Consider the following 22,930-nt stretch of genomic DNA (forward strand, 5'->3'; position numbering starts at 1 on the left):
TCGTCGGGCTTTTGCCGAATCGGTAGGCCTGACGCATTTCGGCTGATGGCCAAATGAAATTCATGAAATACAGATCAATGAAAATGGCCGTGCAATTCGCCTGCTGCCTGCCCGCCGCACCGTTCCGCCCCGCCGGTCACCGCACCTGTGACGCGGTTGTGACCTGCTCGGATTCTGTGTTCCACCCGCACAACAGATAAGCTGTGCTGCGATGGTCCCGCTCTGGTTCACACTGTCCGCACTGTGCTTCGTCGGTGCGGCGGTGTTGTTGTACGTCGATATCGATCGACGTCGCGGACGCAGCAGACGCCGCAGGTCGTGGGCCAGATCGCACGGGTTCGACTACGAACGCGAATCGACCGACATCCTGCACCGGTGGAAGCGCGGCGTGATGTCGACGGTCGGCGATGTCCCGGCCCAGAACGTCGTGCTGGGCCAGATCCGCGGCGAAGCGGTGTACATCTTCGACCTCGAAGAGGTCGCCACCGTGATCGCGCTGCACCGCAAGGTCGGCACCAACGTGGTGGTGGACCTGCGGCTCAAGGGACTCAAGGAGCCACGGGAAAGCGACATCTGGCTGCTCGGTGCGATCGGGCCGCGGATGGTTTACTCCACCAACCTCGATGCGGCCCGGCGGGCCTGCGACCGGCGGATGGTCACTTTCGCCCACACTGCCCCCGATTGCGCCGAGATCATGTGGAACGAGCAGCACTGGACGCTGGTCGCGATGCCGATCGCCAGCACCCGTGCCCAGTGGGACGAGGGCCTGCGCACCGTCCGTCAGTTCAACGACCTGCTGCGGGTGTTGCCGCCGCTGCCCGCCGACGCAGCCGAGGAGCCCGGCGAACCCGAGAATCTGCGTGCTCCGGGCCGTCCGTTGGCTTCGGCCGCCCGCGCGGAGTTGCCGTCGCGGCGTACGCAAGCCGACCCGGCCGCCGGGATCATGTCTGATCTGGGACGTCGGGCGGCGGAGCCCGTCCGCCGCGAGGAGAGCCGTCCCGAAGGCGCTCCGCGTCCGCCGCGAGCGGGACGCAACGGCCAGCAGGCCAGCAACTACCAGCACTGAGAGTTCATGCCTCGACCTGTTGCGTTGATCACTGGGCCCACGTCCGGAATCGGTGCGGGCTACGCGCGCCGGTACGCCCACGACGGCTACGACCTGGTCCTGGTTGCCCGCGACGCGGTGCGCCTTGAGCAACTCGCCGACGAATTGGCCGCGCAGCCGGGCGCGGTCGAGATCCTGCAAGCAGACTTGGCCGATGCCGACGACCGTGCCAAGGTCGCCGAACGGCTGGCCGCCGGGGTGCGGGTGCTGGTGAACAACGCCGGTTTCGCCACGTCTGACGAATTCTGCGACGCCGACCCCGCAGTCCTGCAACAGCAGCTCGACGTCAACGTCACCGCGGTGATGCACCTGACCCGTGCCGCGTTGCCGGCCATGCTCGACGCCGGCGCCGGCACCGTGATCAACATCGCCAGCGTGGCCGGGCTGCTGCCCGGCCGGGGATCGATGTACGCCGCGTCCAAAGCCTGGGTGGTTTCGTTCACCGAGGGCCTGGCCGACGCGTTGCGTGGTACCGGCGTCGGGGTGCATGCGGTGTGCCCGGGCTACGTGCACACCGAATTCCACACTCGGGCCGGGGCGGACGTGACAAAGGTCCCCGCGCTGCTATGGCTCGAGGTCGACGACGTGGTACGCGAAAGTCTCGCCGACATCGCTCGCGGCAAGGCGGTCAGTGTTCCCAGCCTCCGATACAAGGCTCTGATCGGTGCCAGCGGCGTGGTGCCACGTGGGGTGTTGCGCGCGGCCACCGGACGGTATTCACCCCGCAACGTGATTGCGGCGGTCAATCGACGGATCGGCGGTGGCCGTGGCCGCACCTGAGCGCGCCGAACTCGCCGACCTGGTGCGCCGGCTGTCGGTGGTGCACGGTCGGGTCACGCTGTCGTCGGGCAAGGAGGCCGACTACTACGTCGATTTGCGCCGCGCCACCCTGCACCACCGCGCGTCCGCGCTGATCGGCCGGCTGATGCGCGAGCTCACCCACGACTGGGACTACGCGGTGGTCGGCGGCCTGACGCTGGGGGCCGATCCGGTGGCCACCGCCGTCATGCACGCGCCGGGCCGCCCGATCGACGCATTCGTGGTCCGCAAGTCGGCGAAAGCCCATGGCCTGCAACGGCTTATCGAAGGTTCCGAGGTGTCCGGTCAACGCGTGCTGGTGGTAGAAGACACCAGCACCACCGGCGGTTCGGCGCTGACGGCGGTGCGCGCCGTCCAGGATGCCGGCGGTGAGGTGGTCGGCGTGGCCACCGTGGTGGACCGGGCAACCGGTGCCGCGGAAGCCATCCGGGCCGAGGGGTTGCCGTACCGCAGTGTGCTGGGCCTAGCTGACCTGGGGCTGGGCTAGGGTCGCTGCGTGCGCGTCCCGGTGGTGTTGGCCTTCGTGCTGACCACTGTGCTGGCCACGGTGCTCGGCTGTTCGGGCTCGGATCATTCCGGTCGCATCTACGGCGCGTTCCGCGCCCACGTCGGAGAATCGCAGGCGGTGCTGGGCTGGAACGTGTCGGTCACCAACCTGCGCTGGTCCGACGACTATGTGCTGTTCGACGTCGACGCGTCGCCGACCGATCCGCACCAGCCGCACGCCAGGGCCGAAGAACTGCGTTTCGGCCTCTACGGCGCGCTGTCGCATCCGATGGAGTCGACCGGGTTGGGCAGCTGCGACGAAGCGGTCACCAAGGTGTCCGACATCGTCTCGCCGTTGAGAGCGCCACCGGACCGGCTCACCGGCACCGCGTGCCTGGGACCCACGAAGGACCGCAGCGCCGTGCGCGGGGTGTACCTGTATTCGCCGCACGACCGCATCGCCGGCACCGCGGCCGCCTACCCGGCGGCGTTCCCGGTGGGCCTGCTGCCGACCAAGGAGAGCGACACCGGCCTGGTGGTGAAGACCACCAGCGTGTCGGCCTGGCGCGCCGACGGCGTACCGGTGAATCAGGCCCAATTGAGCAACCCCGCGGCGTTCAACGGCAACGGCTACATGTTGTTGGGCCTGCAGGCCGACGCCGAAGGGGCGCGGTATCGCGACGACTCCGCAACGCGGGGCGGGCCGCTGATGCTGACGGCCGCGCCGACGCTACCCGGCAAGGGGCTGAACCCGGGGTGCACGGCCTACGGGTCCTCGGTGCTGCTGCTGCCGGACGCCTCACGGGATGCGGTGCAGGTCAACGCATCCCTGTGCACGCAGGGCGAGATCAACCAGGCGTTGCTGTACGCGACGGTCGCGATCGTCGGCACCCACGCCGCGGTGTGGACCACCAAGTGACCGAGCCGGGGCCCACCGAATGGGGTGTGCCGGCCGCCGGAGTCGGACCGTGGTCCGGGGACCTGCCCGACGACCCCAGATACGACCCGGAGCTGCTGCGCGACGGCGACACCCGCAATGTCGTCGATGCCTACCGGTACTGGACCCGGGCGGCGATCGTCGCCGATATCGACCGCCGGCGGCATCCCCTGCACATCGCGATCGAGAACTTCGGCCATGACGCCAACATCGGGTCGGTGGTGCGCACCGCGAACGCGTTCGCCGTCGACACCGTGCACATTGTCGGCCGTCGGCGCTGGAACCGGCGCGGCGCCATGGTGACCGACCGCTACCAGCGGTTGCGCCACCACGACAGCACCGCCGAGTTGATGGAGTTCGCGGCGGGCGCCGGGCTGACCGTCGTCGCGGTGGACAACGTCCCCGGTGCCGCCCGGCTGGAAGGGACCACCCTGCCGCGCCGCTGTCTGCTGGTTTTCGGCCAGGAAGGGCCGGGCATCACCGACGACACCCGCGGCGGCGCGGCGCTCACGGTGTCGATCGCCCAGTTCGGCTCGACCCGCAGCATCAACGCCGGGGTGGCTGCGGGCATCGCGATGCACACCTGGATCCGCCAGCACGGTGATCTCTCCCAGGCTTGGTAGGGCAGGATCGACAGGTATGGACCAGGTATGGGCGAACCGCGCCGCCAGCTCCGAAGCCGCCGTCACGCAACGGAATCTGACCCGGCTGTGGGGTCTGCCCGTCACCCAGCTCGGGGTGGTGGCCTGGCCGTCGAATCGGCACGACCGGCTGTTCGGCACCTGGCACTACTGGTGGCAGGCCCACCTGCTGGACTGCCTGATCGACGCGCAGTTGCGGGACCCGCAGCCGGAGCGGCACACCCGGATCAACCGGCAGGTCCGCTCGCACCGGTTGCGCAACAACTTGCGCTGGACCAACAGCTACTACGACGACATGGCCTGGCTGGCGCTGGCGCTGGAACGTGCGGCCCGCCTGGTCGGGGTGGAGCGCAGCCGCGCGCTGCCCAAGCTGGCCAGGCAGTTCGTCAACGCCTGGATGCCCGAGCATGGCGGCGGCATCCCGTGGCGTAAACAGGACCGGTTCTTCAACGCACCCGCCAACGGTCCGGCGGGCATCTTCCTGGCCCGCTACGAAGGGCACCTGCGGCGGGCGCAGCAGCTGGCCGACTGGATCGACGAGACCCTGATCGACCCTGACAACCACCTGGTGTTCGACGGCATCAAAGAAGGTTCACTGGTCCGCGCGCAATACACCTATTGCCAGGGTGTGGTGCTGGGGCTGGAGACCGAACTGGCCAAACGCACCCACGACGACCGGCACCGGCCGCGGGTGCACCGCCTGGTTGCCGCGGTTGACAGCGAGATGGCGCCCGCCGGTGTGCTGCGGGGGGCCGGGGGCGGCGACGGCGGCCTGTTCGCCGGGATCACCGCGCGCTATCTGGCGCTGGTCGCCACCGACCTGCCGGGGGACGCCGCCGAGGACGTGGCGGCCCGGGACACCGCTGCCAAGATCGTGTTGTCCTCGGCGAAGTCGGCGTGGGAGAACCGCCAGACGGTGGACGGGCTACCGGTGTTCGGCGCGTTCTGGGACCGCGACGCCGAGATACCCGTCGCCGCCGGCAAAGAGGCGCAGTTCGTGGCGGGCGCGGTGAACAGCTCGGAGATCCCGGAGCGAGACCTGTCGGTGCAACTGTCGGGCTGGATGCTGATGGAAGCCGCCCACAGCGTCGCGTCAGTCGGGAAGCACTAGCGGATCGGCCTCGTCTTCGGGCGCCGCCGCAGCGGCCCGGCGTCGGCCGCGAAAGCCTTTCCACGCCGCGATGAACGCCGGGATCATCGACACGAACAGGATGCCCAGGATGATCTTTTCCAGATTCTGGTGCACGAACGGCACGTTGCCCAGGAAATAACCGGCGATGGTGACGCCGCCGCCCCACAGCACGCCGCCGACGATGTCGAAGGCCAGATACACCGGGTAGCGCATGTAGGACACGCCCGCCACCACCGGGGTGAACGTCCGGACGAACGGCATGAACCGGGCCAGGATGATGGCCCACGGTCCGTACTTCTCGAAGAACGCGTGCGACTCGGTCACGTAGTGCTGCTTGAAGAAGCGGGAGTCCTCCCGTTTGAACAGCGCGGGGCCGATGCGCCGACCGATGAAATATCCCGTCTGGTCACCGAGGATCGCGACCACGGCGACGGCCGGTGCCAGCACCCAGATGTCCAGCGTCCCTTTGGCGGCCAGTAATCCGCCGGTGAACAGCAGCGACTCGCCGGGTAGCAGCGGGAACAGCAGACCCGTCTCGACGAAGACGATGACCAGGATGGTCGGCAGTACCGCGGAGGCGAACAGACCCTCCGGGCCGATCCAGAACATCGGGTCCAGGATGCTGCCGGAGGCTACGACGGTAGTGCTCATGATGCTTCAACATACCGGCGTTGTAATACTGAGTAGGCCCAGTCTCTAGGTCTTGAGAAGAGTCTCTGTAGGAGGAGCCGTTCCATGCCCATCGCAACCCCTGAGATTTACGCCGAGATGCTGGGCCGCGCCAAGAAGAACGCCTACGCGTTCCCGGCCATCAACTGCACCTCGTCGGAGACCGTCAACGCCGCCATCAAAGGGTTCGCCGACGCCGGCAGCGACGGCATCATCCAGTTCTCGACGGGCGGTGCGGAGTTCGCGTCCGGCCTCGGGGTCAAGGACATGGTGACCGGCGCGGTGGCGCTCGCCGAGTTCACCCACGTCATCGCGGCGAAGTACCCGATCAACGTGGCCCTGCACACCGACCACTGTCCCAAGGACAAACTCGACACCTACGTGCGGCCGCTGCTGGCGATCTCCGCGGAACGGGTGCGCGCGGGGAACAATCCGTTGTTCCAGTCGCACATGTGGGACGGCTCGGCGGTCCCGATCGACGAAAACCTGGAAATCGCCCGCGAGCTGCTCAAGCACGCGGCCGAGGCCAAGATCATCCTCGAGATCGAGATCGGGGTGGTCGGTGGCGAGGAGGACGGCGTCGCCAACGAGATCAACGACAAGCTGTACACCACGCCGGAGGACTTCGAGAAGACCATCGACGCGCTGGGGCACGGCGAACATGGTCATTACCTGCTGGCGGCGACGTTCGGCAACGTGCACGGCGTCTACAAGCCGGGCAACGTGAAGCTGCGCCCCGACATCCTGGCGCAGGGGCAGAAGGTGGCGGCCGCCAAGCTCGGGTTGTCCGACGACGCCCAACCCTTCGACTTCGTCTTCCATGGCGGGTCCGGCTCGGAGAAGTCCGAGATCGAGGAGGCCCTGCGGTACGGCGTGGTGAAGATGAACGTCGACACCGACACCCAGTACGCGTTCACCCGCCCGCTGGCGGGCCACATGTTCACCAACTACGACGGCGTGCTCAAGGTCGACGGCGACGTGGGCTCGAAGAAGGTCTACGACCCGCGCAGCTATCTGAAGAAGGCCGAAGCCGCAATGGCCGAGCGGGTGGTGGAGGCCTGCAACGACCTGCACTGCGCGGGCAAGTCCCTCGCGGGCTAACTGGACTGGCAGATCTTCCACTGGTCGTCGCGGAACTGCAGGTCCAGGCTGCGCGTCGAGCGGGTCTGCGGGTCATAGGCCATGAACGTGGTGATGTTGGCCTCAGCGTGCTGGCCGTTGACCACCACCTGGTCGATGTTGGCGATCACCGGAAACTGCTTGGCCGCCGAGACCCGCCGGTAGGTTTCTGACCAGGCTTTCTCGTCGTACTCCACGTAACCGTCGCGGGTGGTCCCGCAGGTGATGCTGCGCAGCGCGGTCAGGTCGCCCCGCTGGATCGCGATGTCGAAATTCTGGATGGTCTGCTTGACCTGGTCTTCCTGCGAAGCTTTCGGATGGTCCTTGCGGGTCAGCAGGACGGTGCCGAAGATGGCGATCGCCGCCAGTGCCAGCACGATCACCACGATGGCCAGCACCCAGCCCCAGTTGCGGTTCTTGAACGACGCCTTGCCCCCGGTCCGCCCGGGGATCGACTGGGGCACGGCCGCTTTGGCGGGTGGCGTCGGCTGGGCGGCGGGCGGCTGGGTCTGGAACGCCTCGGTGGCCGCCTCCGGCGCCGTGGCGATCACCTGGGTTTCCTTCTCGTCGAAGCCGGGTGCGGTGAAGCGCCGTTCCGGTTCTTCGGCCTCGGCCGGTTCGCTGGCCGCCACCGGTTGCTGCTTGGCGAGTTTCAGCGTCTCGGTTTCGGCCTCACCGGATGCCGGCGGTGGGTTCTGGGTTTCGCCGGGGTCGCGCTGGCTGCCCGGTTTGCCGCGGAAACCGGTGCGGTCGCGGCCTGGCTCGGGTGCGTTGGGCATAGAAGGAGCTTAGCGACCCAACCGCGGCTGGTGTGCTCACCGCGGCAGCCGAATTGGCAGAATGGGCCGCATGACACCGATGGGTGACCTTCTGGGACCTGATCCGATCCTGCTGCCCGGCGACAGCGAAGCCGAAGCCGAGTTGCTGGCCGGCGAGAAGCCGGGCATCGTCGCCGCGACGCACCCGTCGGCGTCGGTGGCCTGGGCTGCACTCGCCGAAGAGGCGCTGGCCGAGGACAGGGCGATCACCGCCTACGCCTACGCGCGCACCGGCTATCACCGGGGCCTGGACCAGCTGCGCCGCAACGGCTGGAAAGGGTTCGGGCCGGTGCCTTACCAGCACCCGCCGAACCGGGGTTTCCTGCGCTGCGTGGCCGCGTTGGCGCGCGCCGCCGACGCCATCGGGGAGACCGACGAGTTCCGGCGCTGCCTGGATCTGCTCGACGACTGCGACCCCGGCGCGCGGCCCGCCCTGGGGCTGTAGTCAGAACGTCTCTTCGCAGTGGCCGTCCGGGCAGTCGATCTGGACGGTGGCGTGCTCCAACCCGCGCGCCGACAGCACCGCGCGTGCCTCGTGCAGCACCCGGGCCGAGTCGCTTGCGCTGGTCAGGTGTGCGGTGACCATGTCCTTGCCGGGGGAGAGCGTCCACACGTGCAGGTCGTGCACCTCGGTGACCCCGTCCACCGCACCGAGGGCCGACCGCAACTCGTCGACGTCGATGTGCGCGGGAGACGATTCGGACAGGATGCGCAGTGCCGCCCGGGCCAGCGCGATCGCCCGCGGCAGCACCCACAGCGCGACCAGCACCGCGACCACCACGTCGGCGTAGGGCCAGTGCGTCGTGACGGTGACGATCCCGGCGATCAGCACCCCGATGCTGCCGACGGTGTCGGCCACCACCTCCATGTAGGCGCCCTTGACGGCCAGGCTGTCCTCGGAGTGCGAGCGCAGCAGCATGGCCACGGCGAAATTGGCGGCCACTCCGGCCAGCGCCACCACGATCATCGGCAGGCCTGGCACGGTCGGTGCGCCGCCGAGCCGGTCGATCGCCTCGTAGAGGATGAACGCCGCCACCCCGACCAGCAGCGCGGCGTTGGCCACCGCGGTGAACACCTCGGCGCGATGCCAGCCGTAGGTGCGGTTCGGCGACGAGCTGCCTTTGCGAGCGAGGACGACGGCGGCCAGTCCCATGAAGACGGCCACCACATCGGTGAGCATGTGGCCGGCGTCGGCCAGCAGCGCGATGGAGTTGATCAGCAACGACGTGGTCAGCTCGATGACGAAGAACGTCGCCAGGATCGCGGCGGCGCCGATCATCTTGGGGATCATCCGCGAGGCGTCCGCCTCGGCGGGGGTGTGACTGTGTCCGGCGCCCATGGCGAGTAATATATGCGCAATCACGCATATATCGCAACAGTGCCAGCGCCGCGACACTGAATCCACGCACCCGACACGCCGGACGGGGTGGGCGTGCTTACCGGCTCGGTGGCCAGCACGCCGGCACGCCTAGAACAACGAACCCCAGAACCGGGTCAGCCCGGCGCCCATCCCCGACAGCCGCGGCGACACCCCCGACAAGCTGAAGAGTTCGTAGACGAGCCCGAAGAACCACTGACTCGTCACCGGCGACAACAGCACGAACAGCAGAAAGAAGACGCCCCACTGCTTGGCGGGGGCCACCGCGCGCTGGGTCTGCGGGCTCAGGTGCGGCTCCAGCGCGTCGTAGCCGTCCAGGCCCGGGATGGGCAGCAGGTTCAACAGCACCGCGGTGATCTGTAGGAACCCCAGAAACGCAACTCCGGCCCACAGCACCCGGTGCGACGGCTGGTAGCACCACCGGACCGTCGTCAACAGCAACACGGCCAGCAGGAGATTCATCACCGGCCCGGCCAGGCTCACCATGGTGCGCCGCGCCGGAGACATGGACCCGGTCCGCACATAGACCGCGGCCCCCGGCAGCCCGATACCGCCCAGGGCGATGAACACCATCGGCAACACCAGTGACAGGCCGAGATGGCTGTAGCGGCGGGGATCCAGCGTGAGGTAACCGCGCACCGCGACATCGTGGTCACCGAATCGCCAGGCGGTGTAGGCATGCCCGAACTCGTGCAGGCACAGCGACACCAGCCACCCCGCGATGACGAAGACGAACACGCCGGCGTAAGCCAGCGGCCGCACCGTGGATCCGGCCGCCCAGGCCAGTGCGGCGCCGACTGCGGTCAACCCGACCAGGCCGAGAAAGATCGGGCTGGGCCGCACCGATTCGTGCACCCGCCGATCGCTCACCGGTCGAAGCTACCGGACCAGCAACCAGCCCTCGACGTTGCGGTAGAACGTCGATCGACGCACCGGACGCTTGGCCGGCACACCGTCACGCAGCACGCGGGCGCCGGGGGTGCCCAGCTGGGCGGCACGCCCGCTCACCCAGCGCGGCCAGCGGCCCGCCAACCCCGCCCGCAGACCCGGGATCGCCGCCGTGGGCTCGATCCACACCTCGGCGGCGTCCCCGTCGAACAGCACGGTGTCGTCGACGATCGCCTCGCCACGGATCGCCGGCGACCCCTCGGCCGGCACCCAGCTGGCCCGTCCCACCAGCACCGTCCCGGTCTCGTCGCGGATCAGCGGGACCCGGCGCGCGGTGCCACCGACGGCCCGTCGCGCCGCCCGGGATCCCGTCGGCAACCGGTAGGCCCGGCTGGCGCGGGTGCGCCGGCGCGGGACGTACGCCACTTCGACGTCCAGCCGGTCGACGCGCAACAGCCGGGTCAGTACGGCGGCCAGGTCGGCGTCGGCGCCGACGACAACGAGCCGCCGATAGCGGCCCGGGAGGGCAATGATGTCGGTTCCGCCGACATCCAGACCTCGCAACGCGGGCGGCAGCGGTCCCTCGTCGAACGGCAGAACCGCCACGCTGACCGCGGTTTCCGCCCGGTTAATAGGCGCGTTCATGACACTCCTTGCGCACCGCAGGATAGGGTAGGTCACCGGCTGGACCACAATAAGCGGGCATAACCCGCCAGACGAGGTGGGAGCACGTCATGCCGGCAATCGTGCTGATCGGCGCCCAATGGGGCGACGAAGGCAAAGGCAAGGCCACAGATCTGCTCGGCGGACGCGTGCAGTGGGTGGTGCGCTACCAAGGCGGCAACAACGCCGGGCACACCGTCGTGTTGCCGACCGGTGAGAACTTCGCGCTGCACCTGATCCCGTCCGGCGTGCTGACCCCGGGGGTCACCAACGTCATCGGCAACGGCGTGGTGATCGACCCGGGCGTCCTGCTCGACGAGCTCAAAGGCCTGGAAGACCGCGGTGTCGACACCTCCCGGCTGCTGATCTCCGCCGACGCCCACCTGCTGATGCCCTATCACGTGGCCATCGACAAAGTCACCGAGCGCTACATGGGCAGCAAGAAGATCGGCACCACCGGCCGCGGCATCGGACCCTGCTACCAGGACAAGATCGCCCGGATCGGAATCCGGGTCGCCGATGTGCTGGACCCCGACCAGCTGACCCACAAGGTGGAGGCGGCACTGGAGTTCAAGAACCAGGTGCTGGTCAAGATCTACAACCGCAAAGCGCTCGAACCCGGCCAGGTGGTCGAGGCACTGCTGGAGCAGGCCGAAGGTTTCCGGCACCGCATCGCCGACGCCCGGCTGCTGCTCAACAACGCACTGGACGCGGGCGAGACGGTGCTGCTGGAAGGCTCGCAGGGCACCCTGCTCGACGTCGATCACGGCACCTACCCCTACGTCACCTCGTCGAATCCGACGGCCGGTGGCGCGGCGGTGGGTTCGGGCATCGGCCCGACCCGCATCGGCACGGTGCTGGGGATCCTGAAGGCCTACACCACCCGGGTGGGCTCGGGCCCGTTCCCGACCGAACTGTTCGACGAGAACGGCGAATACCTGTCCAAGACGGGCGGCGAGTTCGGTGTCACCACCGGCCGGCGTCGCCGTTGCGGCTGGTTCGATGCCGTCATCGCGCGATACGCGACCCGGGTCAACGGGATCACCGACTACTTCCTGACCAAGCTCGATGTGCTGTCCAGCCTGGAGACGGTGCCGGTGTGTGTCGGCTACGAGGTCGGCGGCAAACGCACCGACGAGATGCCGATGACCCAGAGCGACCTGTGTCACGCCACCCCGGTGTACGAGGAGCTGCCCGGCTGGTGGGAGGACATCTCGACCGCCCGCGAGTTCGACGACCTGCCCGCTAAGGCCCGCGACTATGTGCTGCGGCTGGAAGGGCTTGCCGGAGCGCATGTTTCGTGCATCGGCGTGGGTCCCGGGCGCGACCAGACCATCGTGCGCCGGGACGTCCTGGCGGCGCGTCCGTGACCGACCCGGACCCCAAGGACCTCGACCCCGAATACGAGCACCACGGCGGCTTCCCGGAATTCGGGCCGGCCGATCCCGGTGCGGGTTTCCGGCGCTTCGTCACCGCCATGCGCCGGGTCCAGGATCTTGCGGTGTCCGCTGCGCCCGACGACGACGTGTGGGACAGGGCCGCCGAGCATGCCGCCGCGCTGGTCGAGTTGCTGGGACCGTTTCAGGCCGCCGAAGGTATCTCACCTGCCGGCCGGACGCCGGATCTGCCCGGCATGGGCAGTTTGCTGCTGCCGCCGTGGGACCTGACCCGTTACGGTCCCGACGGCGTGGAAATGACCGGTCATTTCAGCCGTTTCCACGTCGGCGGCAACATGGCGGTGCACGGGGGAGTGCTGCCGTTGCTGTTCGACCACACGTTCGGCATGATCTCGCACGCAGCCGGCCGGCCGATCAGCCGGACCGCCTTCCTGCACGTCGACTACCGCAAGGTCACCCCGATCGATGAGCCGCTGTCCATCCGCGGGCGGGTCACCCGCACCGAGGGGCGCAAAGCGTTCGTGTCCGCGGAGCTGGTGGATGCCGACGAGAACCTGCTCGCGGAGGGCAACGGGCTGATGGTGCGGCTGCTGCCCGGTCAGCCCTGATCGCTACTGCTGCTGGGGATCCGGCGGCACCACGATGATGGTCGCCCCGGGGATGGCGGCCAGCGTCGCCGCCAGATTGGCCACCACGCCGGGCGGCAGCCCGGACGGCAACCCCGGAAACTGCACGCCCGCGGCGGCGGCCGGGATCGCGGGCGTGTTGGCCGCGGGCCGGGTGGCGGCCGCACCGGCGGCCGGGGCCGCCTGGGTCGGCGTCGACGACGCACCGGCCCGCGCTGCCAGCCCGGCCAGACCGGTGCCGGCCAGACCGGCCGCGGCCAAGCCCACATAGCCGCCACCTTCGCCGCCGGTGAACAGCGGTGTGGTGCCGGGGAACATCGCGGCGACTTGACGCACCGCCGGGGGCAGGAACCAGCTCTGCGGCACCGAGAGCCCGTTGAGGCTGGCCGAATTGCCGGAGATCGCGGCGGCCCCCGCTGCGATCGGTCGCGGCGCCAATGCGGCCCGCCCGAGGTACGGCTCCTCGGCAAACCCCGCCTGGCCGGCCTGGAGCTCGTTCTGTTCGAGCTCGTTGCCGGCCTGCAGCTCCTGCTCCTCGACCTCGTCGCTGCGAACCTCTTCGCTGAACTGCCCCAGCGCGACGACCAGGCTGGCAGCCGAGAGGCCCAGCGTGCCGAGCACCAGCAGGTCGAGGTCCTCGAACGGGTTCGGTAGGCCGGCGATCAGGTCGCCGATCACGTCACCCACCGTGGCTGCCGGCGCGGCCGCGGCGGCAGCGGCGTCGGTGGTGGCCGGGGGCGAGGTGAACGGATCCAACTGCGAGGCGGCCTCGGAGTTGCCGGCGTAACCGTCCATCGCGACGATGTCCTGCGCCCACATCTCGCCGTAGTTGGCCTCGGTGGTCGCGATGGCGGGGGTGTTCTGCCCGAAAATATTGGTCCGGGCCAGCGACATCGCCGTGCTGCGATTGGCCGCAACCGCCGCGGGCGGCACCGTGGCCGCATAGGCCGCCTCGTAGGCGTTCGCAGCGGCCAGCGCCTGGGCGCGGGCCTGTTCGGCTTGGACGGCAGTGCCGCGCATCCACGTCAGGTACGGCGTGACCGCGGCCGCCATCGACAGTGACGACGGCCCCAACCACTCCTGGCTGGTAAGGCCGGAGATCACCGCGGCGTACGACTCCGCGGCCGCGTTGAGTTCGCCGGCCAGCCGCTCCCAGGCAGCCGCGGCCTGCATCAATGGCCCCGATCCGGGTCCGGCGTAGATACGGGCCGAATTGATCTCGGGGGGCAGCTCGCCGAAGTCCAGGCCCTGCATCGCGTTACACCCCGGCCGAACCGGTCGCGGCGGCGTTGCCGGTCTCGGTGGCCGCATACGAGCCACCGCCGGATGCCAGCGCAGCGACGAACTGCTCGTGCACGGCCGCGGCCTGCGCACTGACCAGCTGATACATGTTCGCGTGGTAGGCGAACCGCAGTGCCGTCGTTGCCGACACCGCGTCTGCGGCCGCGGGCGGCAGCGCGGTGGTGAGGGCGGCCGATGCATCGTTGAGAGCACGCATGGCCGCCCCGATACACGCCAGGTCGTGCGCGGCTGCGCCCAGCGCGTCCGGCTGGGTCGTCACGAACGACATGCACCCTCCCTCGGCCCTAGGCCAGAACTCACAGCGACTCAGCAGAGTTTCACAAGAGTTTCACGAAAATTCAAAATATGAGGCGAGAAGCGTGGTTGCGGCGGCCGCCCCTATCCTTGACCCGTGACCACAGAGCAGGCCGAGGAGGCTGGGCCGCCGCGAGTTCTGCTGCTGGGTGCCGACGAAGCGGCTCAGGAGCTGACCGTCGCGTTGCAGCGGCTGGGTGCCGAAGTGTTCACCGCCGATGCCGAGACGTGGACCGACGCCGAGGAGCTCACCGCGACCACGCAGGCCTTGGCGCCGGATTTCGTGGTGACGCTCACCGGGGCGGCCGTGACCGGTCTGGCAGATCCGGACATCGAGTTGGTGCCCGGGGCGCAGGCCGTGCAGCTGACCTCCGACCGGGAGGGTCTGCGCCGGCTGGCCGCGGACGAACTCGGCCTGCCCACCGCGCCGTTCTGGTTCGTCGAAACGCCCGCCGAACTCGAAGCGGTCGGCGCCCACGCCGGGTTCCCGATCCTGGTCAAGTCCGCCGCCGGCACCGGGCGGTCCCTGGTTCGTGCCGGCGACGAGATCGCAGCTGCGTGGGCACGCGCCACCGAGGGTGGTGTCGGCCGGGTCTGGGCCGAGACGGTGGTCGACGTCGAATTCCTGGTCACCCTGATCGTGGTCCGGACCGAAGGCCCGAACGGCCCGGTCATCGAGTTCTGCTCACCGATCGGGCACCGCAAGCAGGCCGGGGAACTGGAATCCTGGCAACCCCAGCAGCTGACCACCGCCGCCCTGGACGCGGCCAAGTCGATCGCCGCGCGGATCGTCAAGGCGCTGGGCGGGCGCGGCGTGTTCAGCGTCGAACTGATGATCAACGGGGACGAGGTGTACTTCGCCGAGGTCACGACCGGTCCGCCGGACAGCGCCTGGGTCACCCTGCGCAGTCAGCGACTCTCGGTGTTCGAGTTGCAGGCCCGCGCGATTCTGGGGGTGGCGGTCGACACCATGATGGTCTCGCCGGGAGCTGCCGTTCTGCTCGACCGGGGGCCCGCGGCCCCCGGTGCCGACGTGCTCGCCGCCGCGCTCAGTGTCCCGGAAAGCGACCTGCGGATATTCGATCCGGCCGCCGCCGACGCACCCGGCATTGCCACGCCGAATCGGGTGTTGGCGCTGGCCACCGCGCCCGAGGTGGCCGCCGCCCGCGACCGCGCCCGGCAGGTCGCGACCCGGTTGAATATGCGAGACTCTCGCGGGTGAGTTACGCAGGAGACATCACGCCCCGCCAGGCCTGGGACATGATCGTGCAGAACCCCGAGACCGTGCTGGTGGACGTGCGCACCGACGCCGAGTGGAGTTTCGTCGGCGTCCCCGATCTGTCCAGTCTGGGCCGCGAGGTGCTGTTCATCGAGTGGAACAAATCCAACGGGCAGCACAACGAGAACTTCCTGACCGAGCTGCGCGACCAGCTCCCGTCCGCCGGGGCGCCAGATCGCCCGGTGGTCTTCCTGTGCCGGTCGGGCAACCGGTCCATCGGCGCCGCGGAGGTCGCCACCGAGGCCGGCATCACGCCGTCCTACAACGTGCTGGACGGTTTCGAAGGCCAGCTCGACGCCCAGGGCCACCGGGGTGCGACGGGCTGGCGCGCGGTCGGGCTGCCCTGGAGACAGGGTTAGATGGCTGAGCTGCCCGACGGTGTCGGCCCGGCAACCCTGGGGGTGCGCGGCGGCCTGACGCGCACCGGCTTCGAGGAGACCTCCGAGGCACTGTTCCTGTCGTCCGGCTATGTCTACCCGTCGGCAGCGGTTGCCGAGCAGTCGTTCACCGGCGAGGTCGAGCACTACGTCTACTCCCGCTACGGCAACCCGACCGTGAGCATGTTCCAGGAGCGGCTGCGCCTGATCGAGGGCGCCCCGGCGGCGTTCGCGACGGCCAGCGGCATGGCCGCGGTGTTCGTCTCACTCGGTGCGCTGCTGGGCGCGGGCGACCGGCTGGTCGCCGCCCGCAGCCTGTTCGGTTCCTGCTTCGTGGTGTGCAACGAGATCCTGCCGCGCTGGGGGGTGGAGACCGTCTTCGTCGACGGTGACGACCTGTCCCAGTGGGAGGAGGCGCTGTCGGTGCCCACCCAGGCGGTGTTCTTCGAGACCCCGTCGAACCCGATGCAGTCGCTGGTGGACATCGCCGCGGTCACCGAACTGGCCCACGCGGCGGGGGCAAAAGTGGTGCTGGACAACGTCTTTGCGACCCCACTGCTGCAGCAGGGTTTCCCGTTGGGCGTCGACGTGGTGGTGTATTCGGGCACCAAGCACATCGACGGCCAGGGCCGGGTGCTCGGTGGGGCGATCCTGGGCGATAAGGAGTACATCGACGGCCCGGTGCAGAAGCTGATGCGGCACACCGGCCCGGCGCTCAGTGCATTCAATTCCTGGGTCATGCTGAAAGGCCTTGAGACACTTGCGGTCCGGGTCCAGTACAGCAATTCCTCGGCGCAGCGCATCGCCGAGTTCCTGGAGGGTCATCCCGCGGTCAGCTGGGTGCGCTACCCGTTCCTGCCGTCGCACCCGCAGCACGATCTGGCCAAGCGCCAGATGACCGGCGGCGGAACGGTTGTCACGTTCGCACTGGACGCCGCAGCGGATGCCGCCAAACAGCGGGCCTTCGAGGTGCTGGACAAGCTGCGGCTGATCGACATCTCCAACAACCTGGGCGACACGAAATCCCTGGTGACACACCCGGCGACCACGACGCACCGGGCGATGGGACCGGAGGGCCGCGCCGCGATCGGTCTCGGCGACGGCGTGGTGCGGATCTCGGTCGGACTGGAAGGCACCGACGATCTGATCGCCGATATCGACCAGGCCCTGAGCTAACCGGCTTTCTGCTCGGCTTTCTCCGCTTGTTCGGCGGCGGCCAGTGCGCCCTGGCTCTCGGCGGCGGAGAGCCCCTGGCTCTCCTCCATCCACTTGGTCACCACTCGGGCGTAGATCATCTGGCTGGTGATGGCCATCTGCCCGCGGGTGCGGCCCAGGAACGAGATCACCCAGGAGAACAGCGCGGCGATCCGGTTGCGGTGGCCGACCAGATACGCCAGGTGCAGCACCAGCCACGCCAGCCAGGCGATGAAACCGCCGAATTCCAGCTTGCCGACCTGCGCCACCGCGCTGTACCGCGAGATGGTGGCCATGCTGCCCTTGTTGAAGTACTTGAACGGTTCGCGGGTGGCCGGGTCGTCCTTGCCCTTGACCATGTGCTTGATCACCGTGGTCGCGTACTTCGCGCCCTGGATCGCGCCCTGGGCCATGCCGGGCACACCTTCGACCGACGCCAGGTCGCCGATGACGAAGACGTTGGGGTGTCCCTTGACGGTCAGATCGGGCTCCACGACCACCCGGCCGGCTTTGTCGGTCTCGGTGCCGTCGGACTGCTCGGCGACCATCTTGCCCAGCGAACTGGCCTGCACGCCGGCCGCCCACACCTTGACCGCACATTCGATGCGGCGCTCGCCGGCGTCCTTCTCCTTGATGGTGATGCCCTTGTAGTCGACGGCGGTCACCATCGCATTGAGCTGCACCTCGACGTCCATCTTCTCCAGCCGGCGTTGCGCTTTGCCGCCCAGCTTCTCGCCCATCGGGGGCAGCACCAGCGGCGCCGCGTCGACCAGGACCACCCGGCACTCGCTGGGCGTGATGGTCCGGAATGCCCCGGCCAGCGTGCGTTCGGCGAGTTCGACGATCTGCCCGGCCACCTCGACGCCGGTGGGCCCGGCACCCACCACCACGAAGGTCAGCCGGCGTTCCCGCTCGTCGTGGTCGGTGCTGACTTCGGCGGCTTCGAACGCGCCGAGGATGCGGCCGCGCAATTCCAGCGCGTCGTCGATGGTCTTCATACCGGGCGCGAAGGTGGCGAACTCGTCGTTGCCGAAGTAGGACTGCTGGGAGCCGGACGCGACGATGAGGCTGTCGTACCCGGTCACCGTCTCCATGTCCATCAATTTCGACGTGACCGTCTGGGCCTTCAGGTCGATGGCGTTGACCTCGCCCAGCAGGACCCGCACGTTCTTCTGCCGGCGCAGGATCAACCGGGTGGTCGGGGCGATGTCGCCTTCGGAGAGGATGCCGGTGGCCACCTGGTACAGCAACGGCTGGAACAGGTGGGTGGTGGTCTTGGAGATCAGGGTGATGTCGACGTCGGCCCGCTTGAGCTTCCTGGCCGCGTTCAGGCCGCCGAACCCGCTTCCGATGATGACGACGTGGTGGCGCTTGTCGGCAGTCGAGGCCTCGCTGGATGGCGTCATGGTCCTCCTATACCGTACGACTCCATCCGGTAAACGTTATCGGTGCGATCAGAACGCCCGCAACAGTGCCGCCCTGCCTCTGACGTGCATTCGCTGGATCTTGGAGTTGCGGAGCTGGCGCATCCGTTCGGACATGTCGCGGCCCAGCCGATCGAGTTCTTCGTCGCTCAGATCCACCGGTGCCGGCGGCGGGACCAGGTCCCTTTCCTCCTCGTCGGCGTGCGCCTCCAGCACGGTCAAGAAGGAGTTCCATTCCGCTTCGTAGTCCGGCGATTTGGGCGAGGTGCGCAGCGCCACGGCCAGCTGGTCGTAGATCTGCCGGTGCTCGGCGTGCGCGATCGCGATCAGGGTGGTCGCGGCCGCCATCGCGGGGTAGTACAGGTCGTCCTCGATGCGCATGTGGATGTCGAACTCGAGCAGCAGATCGTCGATGCACTTCTGCCGCTCGGGCGTGCCCACCGGGGCCTCGCGCAGTCGGGAGCCCAACGAGCGGAGCAGGTTGTGGTGGTCTTTGAGTACGTCGTAGGCGTTCATCGGATTTCGACCTTGCCCTCGTTCAGCCGAGCCTGGTAGCAGGGCAGCGACGCGGCCGCGGGCCCGCGCACCACGTGTCCGGACTCGACGTCGAATTGTGAACCGTGCCAAGGGCAGACGATCCGGCCGCGGTCCAGCCAGCCGTCGGACATCGGCGCGGCCAGGTGCGGGCAGAACTCGCCGACTGCGGACACCTCGTCATCACCGGTGCGGCAGACGATCACGCCGACACCGTCCACCTCGACGCGCTGCAGCGCTCCCTGCGGCAATTCCGTCTCGGCCAGCACCGGTGTCCAGTCGGGCAGGTCCAGTCGTGGGCCGGACTGGTCGATGCCGATGCCGGAGCCGAACACCAGTGACCCGCCGAGGTAGCCGCTGCCGGATGCGATGCCGTAGCCGACCGCGCTGACCACCATGCCGCGCAGATTCCGGCCCTGCTGCCGGTCGCGCCACGATGCAATGTACAGCGAGGTGGCGAGCAGGTTCAGCACGCCGTGCACCAGTCCGACCCGGCGGTCTTCTTCATGGGTGTGTTGCCAGTCGGTGACGCCGGTGACGGCGGAGCCGAGGTTGGCCAGGATGCCGATGCCGAGCGCGCGCTGGGCGAATCGTGCCGAGTCGCGCCGTTCGGTGGCGGGCCGGCGCGGCAGCGCATGCAGGACGTCGAGGGCCACGGTCGTGCCGATCGCGCCGCTGGCCAGCGACGCCAGCGGCGGATGGGCGGGATGCCCGAGCCAGACGCCGTTGAGCAGGTTTGTGACCCGATTGCGCGCCGCGCCAAAGGAATTGAACACGAAGCTGAGCACGTTCTCGAGACGGTAGCTGGGTCTGTCCAGCCACTCCTGGCGTCCGATGAACGTAAGAACTCGTTTCCCGATCCCCTCGTGGGGCCGCACCAGTTGATCCACCATTGGCAGCTTTCCTCTCATCGTGAAATTAAATCTAGCATCGTTTGTCATAGGACAAAATCACGCTGTTGATCACCGGTCGGCCGGTACATTGACTGCCGTGCCGCCGATATCCGGGTCGACCGCCAGTGCCATCGCCGACAGCGTGCGTGACCTGGTGTCGCGCGGCGACCTGGCTCCCGGTGCGCTGCTGCCCCCGATCCGCACGCTGGCGACCGAGTTGCAGGTCAACCGCAACACCGTGGCCGCGGCGTACCGGCAGTTGGTCTCCGCGGGGGTGGCGCAGGCCGGCGGCCGGCGGGGCACCGCGATCGCCGAGATCCCCGATCTCGGCGCCGAGCAGACCCCTGGTTCCGGGCTGGTCGACCTGGCCAGTGGAAATCCCGACCCCCGGTTGCTGCCGGACCCGCTCGCGGCGATTCGCCGGGCCCGCTACCACCCGACGATGTACGGGGCGCCGGCCGTCGAAGACCGGTTGATGACGGTGGCCGAGCGGTTGCTCACGCCGGATGTCGGCGCTTGCGGAACCGGCGCGGTGCAGATCGTGGTGACACACGGCGCGGTCGACGCCGTCGAGCGCGTGCTGAGTACCTGTCTGGCCCGCGGGGACGCGGTCGCTGTCGAGGATCCGTGTTTCCTGGCCAGCATCGGCACCGTGCGGCTCAACGGTTACCAGCGGGTCCCGGTCCCGGTCGACGAAAGCGGCATGACGGTGGCCGGGCTGCGCAACGCGATCGCCAACCGGGGTGCCCGTGCCGTGATCGTCACCCCCCGGGCGCACAACCCGACCGGAGTGAGCATCGACCACCGCCGCGCCGCCGCGTTGCGCGCGGTATTGGCCGACTATCCCGAGGTGCTGGTGATCGAGGACGACTACTTCTCGCTGGTGTCGTCGGCGCCGTATTGCCGGGTGACTCCGCCGTCGACAAACAACTGGGCGCTGGTACGTTCCGTCGCCAAATTCCTGGGTCCGGACCTGCGGGTAGCCATGGTGGCCGCGAATCCGCAGACCGCTCAACTGATCGGTGCCCGGCTGCGCGCGGGCAAGACCTGGGTCAGTCATCTGCTGCAGGCCGCCGCGGCGCACCTGCTCACCGATCCGGGGACGGCCGCGCAACTCGGCCGGGCCCGGCGCAGTTACGCCAGGCGCAGTCATATTCTGGCGGAAGCTCTGGTGGCCAAAGGTATTTCGCCGCTGGGCAGTCCGGACGGTCTGAACCTCTGGGTCGACCTTGCCGATGCGCAGGCGGTGGATGCGACGGTGGGCCGGTTGACGCGGGCCGGGTGGGCGGTGCAGCCGGGTGACATCTTCGCCGTCGACCCGTACCGGCCCCGGTACGGCATCCGGATCACCTCGTCGACCGTCACCAGCAGGATGGCGACGCGATTCGCGACCGACTTGGCCAGCGCGGTAACTTAGGCCTGCCTAACCGAAAGGGTGTGACGCGTTGACCGCTGCGGAAGAGCCGCTGTACCGGCCGGTCGAGCCGCAGGAGGGCGATGCCGGGAAGTTGGCGTCCGGTCGGCTCAGCGCGGTCGGCGCGCTGCGCGAAGACCCCCTCTGGCCCACCCGGCTCTCGGTGCCCACCTTGCTCGGCGCGGCCCGCGGCTACGGCCGCCCCCTGCCGCTGCCGCCGGGGCCCAGGGGGTTGCCCGTCGTCGGCTCCTTCTTCGAGCTGCGCCGGGACCCGTTCGAGCTGATCAGTCGCGGCGCGGCCGGCTACGGCGACATGTTCCGGATCCCGATGCCGCTGCTCGACATGGTCGCGGTGACCCACCCGGACCTGCTGCGCGAGTTCATGGACGACCAGGACGGCCGGTACAGCCGCTACGACCTGCTCGGTCCGCTGCTCAAGGTCATCGGGGCCAACAGCATCATGCTGGAAGGCCCGAAGCTGCGGGAACGACGCAAGATGCTGATGCCGATGTTCACCCGTCGGCACATGACGACCATGGCGGACATCTTCTGCAGCGAGTTCGACGAGCGCCTGGCCGGCTGGTCGTCGTTCGTCGGCGCCGGGCGTCCGGTGGACCTGCAGTACGAGATCACTCTGCTGACGTTGAAGGTGTACCTCAAGACGCTGTTCTCCGCTTCGATCGGGGAGCAGGAACTGCGCCGGCTGGACGCCGACATGCGAGCGATCACCGGCCTGCTCGGCCTGACCACGCTGATGGTGCCGTTCCCCAATGTGCTTCCGCGCAAAGGTAAGTCGAGCTTGTTCCCGGCGCTGGCGCGGATCTACCGGCTGGTCGGGCGGCTGATCAAGGACCGCAGGAAGAACCCCCTGGAGACGCCGGACTTCCTGGACACCCTGCTGGACGCGCGTTACGAGGACGGGTCGCCGATCAACCGGGCCGACCTGGCAGCCGAGATCGTCGGTCTGCTCGGGGGTGCATACGACCCCACCGGTGCGGCGCTGACCTGGACGGTGGCGCTGCTGCTGAAGAACCCCGACAGCCTGGCCAGGCTCTACGCGGAGGTCGACGCGTTGGGTGGCGCCCTGCCCACGTTCGACGACCTGTCCCGCCTGACCTGGGCCAAGGCGTGCTTCGACGAGGGCCAGCGGATGCAGGGCCACCCGTTCTTCCCGCGGTTCTGCATGACCGACAACGAGCTCGGCGGCTACCGGCTGCCCAAGTTCACCCTGGTGGGCGCGTCGATGTCGGTGGTGCACCGCGACCCGCGGTGGTGGCCGGAACCGGACCGCTTCGACCCGATGCGGTTCATCGATGCCGACCAGGTGCGGGAGCGGCCGCGGCTGGCGTTCATGCCGTTCAGCTCCGGGCAGCACTTCTGCCTGGGCACCAGCATGGCCTACCTGGCCGCGCAGTTCTTCCTGACGATCCTGTTCCAGCGCTACCGGCTGAGCGTGCCCGACGGCTGGCACCCCGAGCCGCAGTTCACCTTCTCGGTGATGGTCAAGGGCGGTCTGCCGGCCACGGTTTCGCGAGTGTGAA

The 22,930-nt window shown here is 68.8% G+C and carries 25 protein-coding genes; 15 read left to right on the forward strand and 10 right to left on the reverse strand.

All coding sequences use genetic code 11. The features are described from left to right. Positions 1-211: 211 nt before the first annotated feature. From ttfA to ACZYZ9_RS06990, 6 genes are read left to right on the forward strand one after another with little or no spacing between them, the layout of a single operon-like run. Positions 212-1,066: a trehalose monomycolate transport factor TtfA gene (ttfA, locus tag ACZYZ9_RS06965; protein ID WP_463825510.1), complete on the forward strand. Its 855-nt coding sequence runs from the start codon at positions 212-214 to the stop codon at positions 1,064-1,066. Positions 1,067-1,072: 6 nt separating this feature from the next. Beyond that, positions 1,073-1,885, forward strand: a complete 813-nt coding sequence (locus ACZYZ9_RS06970; RefSeq protein WP_463825511.1) for an SDR family NAD(P)-dependent oxidoreductase — start codon at positions 1,073-1,075, stop codon at positions 1,883-1,885. Continuing rightward, a complete protein-coding gene (gene pyrE, locus ACZYZ9_RS06975) occupies positions 1,872-2,411 on the forward strand; it encodes an orotate phosphoribosyltransferase (RefSeq protein WP_463825512.1) in 540 nt (179 codons plus the stop codon). Before ACZYZ9_RS06970 ends, pyrE begins: the two co-directional genes overlap by 14 nt. A 9-nt stretch (positions 2,412-2,420) precedes the next feature. Then, positions 2,421-3,329, forward strand: coding sequence for a hypothetical protein (locus ACZYZ9_RS06980; protein WP_463825513.1), 909 nt, complete (start codon positions 2,421-2,423; stop codon positions 3,327-3,329). Continuing rightward, positions 3,326-3,970: a TrmH family RNA methyltransferase gene (locus tag ACZYZ9_RS06985; protein WP_463825514.1), complete on the forward strand. Its 645-nt coding sequence runs from the start codon at positions 3,326-3,328 to the stop codon at positions 3,968-3,970. Before ACZYZ9_RS06980 ends, ACZYZ9_RS06985 begins: the two co-directional genes overlap by 4 nt. Before the next feature lie 16 nt (positions 3,971-3,986). Continuing rightward, on the forward strand, positions 3,987-5,099 hold the full coding sequence (locus tag ACZYZ9_RS06990) for a glycoside hydrolase family 76 protein (RefSeq protein ID WP_463825515.1): 1,113 nt from the start codon (positions 3,987-3,989) through the stop codon (positions 5,097-5,099). Here ACZYZ9_RS06990 and ACZYZ9_RS06995 read toward each other — a convergent pair. Continuing rightward, positions 5,082-5,771: a VTT domain-containing protein gene (locus ACZYZ9_RS06995; protein WP_463825516.1), complete on the reverse strand. Its 690-nt coding sequence runs from the start codon at positions 5,769-5,771 to the stop codon at positions 5,082-5,084. The two genes, ACZYZ9_RS06990 and ACZYZ9_RS06995, sit on opposite strands and share 18 nt — an antisense overlap. 84 nt (positions 5,772-5,855) lie before the next feature. Here ACZYZ9_RS06995 and fbaA point away from each other — a divergent pair, with 84 nt between their 5' ends. Next, positions 5,856-6,890: a class II fructose-bisphosphate aldolase gene (gene fbaA / locus ACZYZ9_RS07000; protein ID WP_463825517.1), complete on the forward strand. Its 1,035-nt coding sequence runs from the start codon at positions 5,856-5,858 to the stop codon at positions 6,888-6,890. On the opposite strand, the gene ACZYZ9_RS07005 is transcribed toward fbaA, so the two are convergent. Further along, on the reverse strand, positions 6,887-7,687 hold the full coding sequence (locus ACZYZ9_RS07005; protein WP_463825518.1) for an Rv0361 family membrane protein: 801 nt from the start codon (positions 7,685-7,687) through the stop codon (positions 6,887-6,889). The two genes, fbaA and ACZYZ9_RS07005, sit on opposite strands and share 4 nt — an antisense overlap. Positions 7,688-7,757: 70 nt before the next feature. On the opposite strand from ACZYZ9_RS07005, the gene ACZYZ9_RS07010 reads away from it, so the two are divergent. Beyond that, a complete protein-coding gene (locus tag ACZYZ9_RS07010; RefSeq protein ID WP_463825519.1) occupies positions 7,758-8,171 on the forward strand; it encodes a DUF3151 domain-containing protein in 414 nt (137 codons plus the stop codon). Here ACZYZ9_RS07010 and ACZYZ9_RS07015 read toward each other — a convergent pair whose 3' ends face one another. From ACZYZ9_RS07015 to ACZYZ9_RS07025, 3 genes are all read right to left on the reverse strand, one after another. Then, the gene (locus ACZYZ9_RS07015; protein ID WP_463825520.1) at positions 8,172-9,065 is read right to left on the reverse strand and encodes a cation diffusion facilitator family transporter; all 894 of its coding nucleotides are present in this window, start codon (positions 9,063-9,065) and stop codon (positions 8,172-8,174) included. It lies immediately after the preceding gene. A 129-nt stretch (positions 9,066-9,194) separates the two neighbouring features. Next, the gene (locus tag ACZYZ9_RS07020) at positions 9,195-9,974 is read right to left on the reverse strand and encodes a site-2 protease family protein (protein ID WP_463825521.1); all 780 of its coding nucleotides are present in this window, start codon (positions 9,972-9,974) and stop codon (positions 9,195-9,197) included. 9 nt (positions 9,975-9,983) lie between these two features. Continuing rightward, positions 9,984-10,637 (reverse strand): peptidase M50, encoded by a 654-nt coding sequence (locus tag ACZYZ9_RS07025; RefSeq protein ID WP_463825522.1) that lies wholly within the window; start codon positions 10,635-10,637, stop codon positions 9,984-9,986. 89 nt (positions 10,638-10,726) lie between these two features. Here ACZYZ9_RS07025 and ACZYZ9_RS07030 point away from each other — a divergent pair, with 89 nt between their 5' ends. Beyond that, the gene (locus ACZYZ9_RS07030; protein ID WP_463825523.1) at positions 10,727-12,025 is read left to right on the forward strand and encodes an adenylosuccinate synthase; all 1,299 of its coding nucleotides are present in this window, start codon (positions 10,727-10,729) and stop codon (positions 12,023-12,025) included. After that, a complete protein-coding gene (locus tag ACZYZ9_RS07035; RefSeq protein WP_463825524.1) occupies positions 12,022-12,660 on the forward strand; it encodes a PaaI family thioesterase in 639 nt (212 codons plus the stop codon). The genes ACZYZ9_RS07030 and ACZYZ9_RS07035 overlap by 4 nt, the downstream gene beginning before the upstream one ends. Positions 12,661-12,663: 3 nt before the next feature. On the opposite strand, the gene ACZYZ9_RS07040 is transcribed toward ACZYZ9_RS07035, so the two are convergent. Together ACZYZ9_RS07040 and ACZYZ9_RS07045 are read right to left on the reverse strand one after the other, a co-directional pair. Next, on the reverse strand, positions 12,664-13,923 hold the full coding sequence (locus ACZYZ9_RS07040) for a PPE family protein (protein WP_463825963.1): 1,260 nt from the start codon (positions 13,921-13,923) through the stop codon (positions 12,664-12,666). A gap of 13 nt (positions 13,924-13,936) precedes the next feature. Further along, positions 13,937-14,248: a PE family protein gene (locus tag ACZYZ9_RS07045; RefSeq protein WP_463825525.1), complete on the reverse strand. Its 312-nt coding sequence runs from the start codon at positions 14,246-14,248 to the stop codon at positions 13,937-13,939. A gap of 123 nt (positions 14,249-14,371) precedes the next feature. Here ACZYZ9_RS07045 and ACZYZ9_RS07050 point away from each other — a divergent pair, with 123 nt between their 5' ends. Genes ACZYZ9_RS07050 through ACZYZ9_RS07060 form a run of 3 tightly spaced genes read left to right on the forward strand, consistent with a single transcriptional unit; the run spans position 14,372 to position 17,106 of the window. Beyond that, positions 14,372-15,496, forward strand: coding sequence for an ATP-grasp domain-containing protein (locus ACZYZ9_RS07050; protein WP_463825526.1), 1,125 nt, complete (start codon positions 14,372-14,374; stop codon positions 15,494-15,496). Then, on the forward strand, positions 15,493-15,912 hold the full coding sequence (locus ACZYZ9_RS07055) for a rhodanese-like domain-containing protein (protein ID WP_463825527.1): 420 nt from the start codon (positions 15,493-15,495) through the stop codon (positions 15,910-15,912). Before ACZYZ9_RS07050 ends, ACZYZ9_RS07055 begins: the two co-directional genes overlap by 4 nt. Further along, positions 15,913-17,106 carry an O-succinylhomoserine sulfhydrylase gene (locus tag ACZYZ9_RS07060; RefSeq protein WP_463825528.1) on the forward strand — a complete coding sequence of 398 codons (1,194 nt, stop codon included), beginning with the start codon at positions 15,913-15,915 and terminating at the stop codon, positions 17,104-17,106. It abuts the gene before it with no gap. On the opposite strand, the gene ACZYZ9_RS07065 is transcribed toward ACZYZ9_RS07060, so the two are convergent. The 3 genes from ACZYZ9_RS07065 to ACZYZ9_RS07075 are packed head-to-tail and all read right to left on the reverse strand — an operon-like array spanning position 17,103 to position 19,975. Next, complete coding sequence (locus tag ACZYZ9_RS07065; RefSeq protein WP_463825529.1) at positions 17,103-18,530, reverse strand: NAD(P)/FAD-dependent oxidoreductase; 1,428 nt, start codon at positions 18,528-18,530, stop codon at positions 17,103-17,105. The genes ACZYZ9_RS07060 and ACZYZ9_RS07065 overlap by 4 nt on opposite strands. Before the next feature lie 48 nt (positions 18,531-18,578). Continuing rightward, positions 18,579-19,064 carry a hemerythrin domain-containing protein gene (locus tag ACZYZ9_RS07070; RefSeq protein ID WP_463825530.1) on the reverse strand — a complete coding sequence of 162 codons (486 nt, stop codon included), beginning with the start codon at positions 19,062-19,064 and terminating at the stop codon, positions 18,579-18,581. Continuing rightward, on the reverse strand, positions 19,061-19,975 hold the full coding sequence (locus ACZYZ9_RS07075) for a Rieske (2Fe-2S) protein (protein ID WP_463825531.1): 915 nt from the start codon (positions 19,973-19,975) through the stop codon (positions 19,061-19,063). Before ACZYZ9_RS07075 ends, ACZYZ9_RS07070 begins: the two co-directional genes overlap by 4 nt. Before the next feature lie 97 nt (positions 19,976-20,072). Between ACZYZ9_RS07075 and ACZYZ9_RS07080 the strand changes: the two genes are divergently transcribed. Both ACZYZ9_RS07080 and ACZYZ9_RS07085 read left to right on the forward strand, forming a co-directional pair. Continuing rightward, entirely contained in the window at positions 20,073-21,392 is a 1,320-nt protein-coding gene (locus ACZYZ9_RS07080; protein WP_463825532.1) for an aminotransferase class I/II-fold pyridoxal phosphate-dependent enzyme, read from the forward strand. Positions 21,393-21,420: 28 nt separating this feature from the next. Then, positions 21,421-22,929 (forward strand): cytochrome P450, encoded by a 1,509-nt coding sequence (locus ACZYZ9_RS07085; RefSeq protein WP_463825533.1) that lies wholly within the window; start codon positions 21,421-21,423, stop codon positions 22,927-22,929. Position 22,930 lies beyond the last annotated feature (1 nt).

The organism is Mycobacterium sp. IDUB_28, from assembly GCF_055419285.1.